This is a genomic window from Bdellovibrionales bacterium, from assembly GCA_019750295.1.
Classification (GTDB): Bacteria; Bdellovibrionota; Bdellovibrionia; order Bdellovibrionales; family JAGQZY01; genus JAIEOS01.
The window spans coordinates 1-5,446 of sequence record JAIEOS010000055.1 but is presented as its reverse complement, the minus strand read 5'-3'; the positions used below and the strand labels follow the sequence as shown (position 1 = coordinate 5,446).

The window sequence follows — 5,446 nt, the reverse complement described above, 5'->3', positions numbered from 1 at the left end:
GGTGGAAGGTATGACTCTTTCTATATTGAGGAAAGGGCTTCGGGGGCGCCTTCACGAGGCGTAAGAAATATTTTTGAGCAATTCAAACTTAAAAGTTCAAAACAGATCTAACCATTTTATAAAATTGTTGTTGTGATAAATCGTCCACATTCCCGTCGATTCTTAAGCTCGCAAGGCCATGCACTAAAGCCCACGACTTCATAACTCCGTTTTGCCTATCAGTCTCTGAAATATGCTTTGGCAAGACTTCAGATATTAACTCTTTTAATATCACAAATGCTTCTGATGCTAGGGGTTCGATTAATTTGTATTCAGGAATTTGACACAGCTCTCGACTAAACATCACGCGAAACTCACCTTCATTTTCGATCGCGAATTGGACGTAAATTTCACCCAGACAAACAAGTCGCTCTTTGGCGTCAACTTCATCTTTTAAAGGTAACTCCGTCTTTAGCTTGGATAAAATATTTTTAAATCCCGCTTCTGCAATGGCCACCATTAATGCGTTCTTAGAGCTAAAATGACGATAAACGGCTGGCGCCGAAACCTGACACTCTTTTGCTAAGTCTCTGAGATTAAACCCGACATGACCATTTTTTTTGATCAACATCGAGGCCGCACCGACAAGTCCTTTCTTGAGTGCTCCATGGTGATACAATCGCCTCTGCTTTTTTAATGCTTTTGCCATTAGAGACCAATTTAGACCTTAACTTGTATGTTTACAAGTATTAACATTAATGTTATCATTTGTTAACATCAAAAAAGGGAGCTTGATGCGTAAAAACATAGTTGTCATTACGGGTCATCCGAATCAAAACTCATTCTGCCGATCTATGGCGCTTGCTTACATAGAGTCTGCAAAAAACAGTGGACATGAGGTCGTCGATTTAAACCTGATCGACCTTTCTTTTGATCCCATCTTAAGGGGTGGCTATTCGATGAAGCAGGAATTAGAAAAAGATCTTATTGAGGCACAAGAAAGAATTAGAAGTGCCGACCATCTTGTATTTATTTATCCAAACTGGTGGGGTGCTCCGCCTGCGCTCCTGAAAGGATTTATAGATCGAGTCTTCTTGCCCGGTTTTGCTTTTAAGTATGTCGAAAATTCGATGATGCCTATGAAACTCCTTAAAGGAAAGACAGTAGATCTGTTGATAACAATGGATACCCCTATTTGGATGTATAAAATATTTTTAGGCTCAAGAGGAATTAAACTCATGAACGAATCCGTCATCGAATTTTGTGGAATGAAAACAAAGAAAACACTTCTCGTGGGACCGATCAGAAAGTCATCAGATGAGCAGAGGACAAAATGGATCCGACAAGCCACTGCACTAGCCAGTCGATCCTCTCTTTAGAGTTTTCGTCAGAACTTGTTTTTCGCCGAATATGCTATTGGGACGTTTAATTTTAAAAGCTTTTATTTCTTTTTTGTGGAGCCGCCGGCAATCCAATCTGGGTGTAAAAATTTTTTTCTACAGATGTAAATTGCGGATTATTTTTTAAGCTTTCGCCACTCGTCTGTTCTTAGACCTGCAAACCCCCAGTCTTCGTCTAAAATTTCCTGAATAACGATATGAGTGTGTTCGGGCTTTTTATTCAGAACACGAACAAGGGAATCAGTTATGTCTTTAATAATCTCTGATTTTTGCTCTTTAGTTGCACCTTTGGTAATTTGAACATTTACGTATGGCATATTGATAATCCTTTCTAAGGTTAAAGCCTCTGCGCCAGAGCCTTGACTCTCTCAATCGCTTCATTAAATTTATTCTGAAACTCCGCATGATTGAACACATCCTGAAGAGCTTCCACATAGACATTTTTAACTCCGATAAAATTCATGATTCCCTTGAAGTGGTTGTCCTGGAAATTCGCTTTTTCATAGGGCTCGCCTTCTAAAAAACGACCATTTCTACTTATCAAACCGATGACTTTTTTCTCGGGGTGGCACAATCCGACGATACCTTCTGGCGTCATGGAAAATGTAACTCCTGCTCGAACGATTTGATCGATCCATGCTTTTACAATCGCGGGTACACCCCAATTGTACATTGGCATTCCAACAACAACATATTCAGAATCTTTAAATTCATTCACGATCTCGTTGGGAACTCGCATCACTTGAGAATCTTGTTTATCTAAGGGTAGAAAGGCGTTGTCGATCCAGGCTTGGTCTACAAATGGGGGTGGGCTTAAGTTCAAGTCCCGCCTCACTATTTTATAGTCAGGGTATTTCACCGAAAGAGTCTCGACAAAGACTTTACTTAATTTTCTAGAATTAGATTCACGACTTGGACTGCTATCAATATAAAGAATTTGTTTTTTCACTTTATGACCTCTTTTCATAATAATACATTTGATACTTACTATTGAGAAGTACGGCATTTTTTGTTAGTATAAGATTTATGCGAAACAAACAAAATCCATGTGTTATTACTGAGCTTATTTTCATGATTGGCGGTCGCTGGAAACCTATGCTTCTTTATAATCTAAGGTCTGGCACAAAACGATACTCCGAGTTGAGGGAGTTAACCTCTGGGATTAGTGACCGAATGCTTTCGCATGAGTTAAAACAATTGGAAAAACATGGCTTAATTAAACGAACACAATATCCAGTGGTTCCACCAAAAACGGACTATCAGTTGACGGCTAAAGGAAAGTCTTTAGATCCAATTCTAAAAGCTATGGGAGAATGGGCACTAAAGAATAGAAATCATTAATGATATCATAACCCCGGCGTCCACAAAGCCGCTTTTGTTTGGAATATAGATCCTTGCCTACAAAATCGTCTTTGGTCATAAAAAAGACAGATTGTTAGATACTGGAAATGCGTTTTACAAAAACCCTGTAGGGGACGCCAATTTCTCCGGTGTAGAACCATCGGAAATCAAATCCAAAAAATTTAAAAACATTCCTGCCAGATCCCTGGGCACGCCAATTTAATAAATATCTTATAACCAGTTGGTGTAAACTCGTCTTGTTCCGCAATTTTTCTCAAAAAAATCGTTCTCTTAAAATCAAGTTTGATACAAACAACAACTCTCATTAATGGGCGACATTTACGGTTTTGACGATGAAGAGACAGAGCCGCAACACACCTTCTTGCATCACCAAAAGGGAACTGTTACCTTGACCGAATGAAATACAGAACGGTGATCTTCGATATGGATGGAACCCTTGTCGATTCCAAAATTAATTTCCCCGCAATTTACGAGGCGCTTCGCATTGACAGCCAACAGTCGATTGTCGAATACGTAAATACGCTGTCGGGCTTGGAGCAGCAGAGAGCCAAAGAGATCGTTCATTTTTACGAGGAAGAGGGCTCCAAAAACTCAAGTCCTATTCCTGGGGTACAGAATCTCATCAGGAAGTTGCAAGAGCATCAAATTCATCTCGGTGTCTTTACACTGAATTCACGTCAAATCGCTGTAAATACATTGAAGGCGCACGGACTAGAGATTCCCCTCATTATCAGTCGTGAGGACTCTCATCCTAAACCTCATCCGGAAGGGTTATTAAAAATTTGTCAGCATTTTTCCACTTCCCCTCATCAGGCCATCTATGTGGGCGATTACAAATATGATTTAATGGCGGGCAAAAATGCCAATATCAAAACGGCCATCTACTGTCCTCGAACTCCGGATTTTGATACAACAGACGCCTACATGACTTTTGATCATTTTGGTCAACTGGAGAGTTATCTTTTTGAAAATCATCCTTCACTTCCAATGAAAGAGTTTAAATAATACGGCCCTATGCCCAAAGCTCCTCCACCCAAATTGGATCGTACAAAAAATTGTAGCCTCTGTTCATCTCAGATTAAGGTGGCTTTTAGGATCCGTATCTCTCCCCAAAAAAATTGGATTTTTGTGTGTAAGACCTGCTGTGAGGCTTCATCCGGTCAGCCGGGCTACCAGTACGGAGGAACCTGGAAGGCTTAGAAATCTCACCGAGCGATTCTCCTCGAACTTCGTTCTCCATAGAGGCCGTTGCCCTAAGACGTAGGCCGATGCAGGATGAGGCCGCGGCAAAAAGACAATCTGACAGGCTTTTGCCCGCTCTCTTAAACCGGCACTTTCGATTCGTTCGTAGAAGTGGTATTGGTGAAGATGTCCACTAAAACTATGAAAATATTCTACTCTGATCTCTACACGCTACCTCTCCCCGAACATCATCGATTTCCGATTGAGAAATATCGAATGCTGCGCGATTATTTGGTGGAACATCAAATCATTGATCCGCAGCAACTTCACGAAAGTCCCCAAGCGACGCCGGAGGAATTATCACTGGCTCATGTCCCAGCTTACGTGGAGTCCGTGCGAGATGGTTCTGTCGATATTCAAATCATCAAGCGAATTGGTTTTCCGTGGAGCTATAACTTGTATCTCAGAAGCTGCGCCACCGTTGGCGGAGCGCTGGCGGCCGCGAAGTCGGCTCTGGTGGACGGTATTGCCGGGAATCTGGCCGGCGGCACTCATCATGCCCACGCCGATCGCGGAGAGGGCTATTGCGTTTTTAACGATATTGCGGTGGCGACACGATATTTAAAAAAGGAAAAGTTATCCCAAAGAGTTGCGATCATCGATTTGGATGTTCACCAGGGGAACGGGAATTCGAGCATTCTAGGACATGACGAAGGCGTTTTTATTTTTAGTATTCATGGAGAAAAAAATTATCCGTTTATTAAAGTCCCGTCTCATTTAGATATCGCATTGCCGACGGGGGCAACGGACGATATGTATCTGGAAGCTCTGGCTCAAGGGCTCGAAGACGTAAAAAAATTTAAGCCCGACTATATTTTTTATCAGACCGGAGTAGACCCACTGGAGTTTGATCACCTTGGTAAAATGTCAATCTCGTTTGAGGGCCTCAAACTCAGGGACGAAATGGTGATCAGCTATGCGCTCAAAGAAAATATTCCTATTTCTCTTGCTCTTGGAGGAGGTTATGCCAAACCCATCGAAAAAAGTGTGGAGGCGTACGCAAACACATATAGAGTGGTTCGCAAACTGCGTGAATCTCACAGAAGATAGGTCATTATGAAATATCCAAAAGACGAAAATCTCTCAAAGACGACTTGGGTTCAAGATCACTGGATCGAAATTGATGCCTCCGCAGATTCAATTTGGCCGTGGCTCGCACAGATGGGGAACGGCCGGGCGGGATGGTACAGCTATGATTGGCTCGATAACCTGGGACGAAAAAGCCTGGAGGTGATAGACCCAAAACTTATCGATATCGAAAAGGGCCAAAAAATCCCCATGGCCACGATCTCTGATTTTATTAAAAATGAATTCATTACGTTTCGATTCGGATCCGAAATCACTTTCACCTATTACCTCGAATCCATGGGAAAACAAACTCGCTTGTGGACTCGTCTTCGAGTTTCTCGTGCAAGTTGGCTTTTGAAATCCACCCTCGGCCTTGGACATAAAATCATGCAAAA

At 42.0% G+C, this 5,446-nt stretch carries 8 protein-coding genes; 5 read left to right on the top strand and 3 right to left on the bottom strand.

The features are described 5' to 3' along the window. Nucleotides 1-88: 88 nt before the first annotated feature. A complete protein-coding gene (locus K2Q26_10205; protein ID MBY0315882.1) occupies nucleotides 89-688 on the bottom strand; it encodes a TetR/AcrR family transcriptional regulator in 600 nt (199 codons plus the stop codon). Between the two features lie 85 nt (nucleotides 689-773). Between K2Q26_10205 and K2Q26_10200 the strand changes: the two genes are divergently transcribed. After that, complete coding sequence (locus K2Q26_10200; protein ID MBY0315881.1) at nucleotides 774-1,358, top strand: NAD(P)H-dependent oxidoreductase; 585 nt, start codon at nucleotides 774-776, stop codon at nucleotides 1,356-1,358. Nucleotides 1,359-1,495: 137 nt separating this feature from the next. Here K2Q26_10200 and K2Q26_10195 read toward each other — a convergent pair whose 3' ends face one another. After that, nucleotides 1,496-1,696: a 4-oxalocrotonate tautomerase family protein gene (locus K2Q26_10195; GenBank protein MBY0315880.1), complete on the bottom strand. Its 201-nt coding sequence runs from the start codon at nucleotides 1,694-1,696 to the stop codon at nucleotides 1,496-1,498. 20 nt (nucleotides 1,697-1,716) lie between these two features. Then, a complete protein-coding gene (locus K2Q26_10190) occupies nucleotides 1,717-2,328 on the bottom strand; it encodes an NAD(P)H-dependent oxidoreductase (GenBank protein MBY0315879.1) in 612 nt (203 codons plus the stop codon). A gap of 77 nt (nucleotides 2,329-2,405) precedes the next feature. On the opposite strand from K2Q26_10190, the gene K2Q26_10185 reads away from it, so the two are divergent. The 4 genes from K2Q26_10185 to K2Q26_10170 form a co-directional block, all read left to right on the top strand. After that, entirely contained in the window at nucleotides 2,406-2,720 is a 315-nt protein-coding gene (locus K2Q26_10185) for a helix-turn-helix transcriptional regulator (GenBank protein MBY0315878.1), read from the top strand. A 417-nt stretch (nucleotides 2,721-3,137) separates the two neighbouring features. After that, the gene (locus K2Q26_10180; GenBank protein ID MBY0315877.1) at nucleotides 3,138-3,746 is read left to right on the top strand and encodes an HAD family hydrolase; all 609 of its coding nucleotides are present in this window, start codon (nucleotides 3,138-3,140) and stop codon (nucleotides 3,744-3,746) included. A gap of 378 nt (nucleotides 3,747-4,124) precedes the next feature. Continuing rightward, nucleotides 4,125-5,033, top strand: a complete 909-nt coding sequence (locus tag K2Q26_10175) for a histone deacetylase (GenBank protein MBY0315876.1) — start codon at nucleotides 4,125-4,127, stop codon at nucleotides 5,031-5,033. A 6-nt stretch (nucleotides 5,034-5,039) separates the two neighbouring features. Then, the coding region (locus K2Q26_10170; GenBank protein ID MBY0315875.1) for a hypothetical protein at nucleotides 5,040-5,446 on the top strand (407 nt) is incomplete at its 3' end.